Source organism: Burkholderia sp. AU4i (assembly GCF_000466765.1).
Classification (GTDB): Bacteria; Pseudomonadota; Gammaproteobacteria; order Burkholderiales; family Burkholderiaceae; genus Burkholderia; species Burkholderia cepacia.
On record NZ_ASSI01000301.1, the window covers coordinates 1 to 1,103 of the forward strand.

The 1,103-nt window shown below is 65.4% G+C and carries 1 protein-coding gene and 1 pseudogene; both read right to left on the reverse strand.

The annotated features are described in order from the left end of the window. A pseudogene (locus L810_RS41080) lies at positions 1–262 on the reverse strand (DUF2975 domain-containing protein); the annotation flags it as partial. 164 nt (positions 263–426) lie between these two features. Then, positions 427–957 (reverse strand): M949_RS01915 family surface polysaccharide biosynthesis protein, encoded by a 531-nt coding sequence (locus L810_RS41085; protein WP_021164015.1) that lies wholly within the window; start codon positions 955–957, stop codon positions 427–429. Positions 958–1,103 lie beyond the last annotated feature (146 nt).

Genomic DNA, 1,103 nt, shown 5'->3' on the forward strand with positions numbered 1-1,103 from the left:
GCAGGCCGTTCGCGAGCGCGATCAGCGGCACGCTCGACAGCAGGATGCCGACCGCCTTCTGCCACCACGGGAACGCGGCGACATCCACGTGCAGGTTCGAGATCACCGAATCGGTGAGGCCGAATACGAGGCCGGGCCCCGACGCCGCGTTCAGCGACGGGAACGCCCAGCACGCGGCGTTGAGCACCAGCATGCCGACGATGAACCACAGCGTGACGGTGGCCATCTGCTGGCTGATACGGGCGATACGATCGGAATGCATGACGTGTCCTCGACGACGAATGAACGAGCGTCGATTGTACGTCAAAAATTATCGTAAAACGATAATTTATTGCCGTTGCACCATGATTTCTTATTGTTCGACAGGTTCGACTCACCCCCGACAGGCGTGAGTCGCACGCGCCGTCACGAGCGCCGGGCGCGCGCCTATCGGTAGTCGTGCGCGCTGATCGCGTGCCAGCGCTTCGTCATGTAGCGCAGAAACGCGGGTCGGGCTTTCAGGTCCGCATTCGGCACGGGCGCCGCGCCGCCGTCCATGAACTTGCCGTTGACCGTGACGGTTTCCTCGCCGCGCAGCACGTACTTCGTGCCCTGGTCGATCAGGAAGTATTTGACCTGGTCGGCGCTGACGTCGCCGCGGCAGCCGATCCTGTACGCGAACAGAAACTGCTTGCGGCCGTTGCCGAGCAGGTCGCGCATCTCGATCGACGCGGGCACGACGTCGAGAATCACGTCGACCGGGCATGCCTTCACGTAGTCGCGCACGGTCCAGTCGGGCCGGCCGTCGAGCGTCGCGGCGACCTTGAGCTCGAGGTCGTCGCCGGACGCGGTGCGTGCGAGCGTCACCGCATGTGCACCGGCCGCATCGGTCCACGTGTATTCGGTGGCGGCCTGCGCCAGGTTGCACAGCGCAGTGGCGGCCAGAAACAGGCAAGGCGAAAGGAAGCGTCTCTTCATCGGCGAGGTGGAAGCGGGATCGAACGCGCCATTATCGACACAGCCGCGTGCCTCTGCCAGCCGCCCGCCGCCTGCCCGTTCAGCGCTCGCGCGCCCCGAGCCCGAGCGCCTTCATGCGCCGGTACAACGTCCGCTCGCTCATCCCG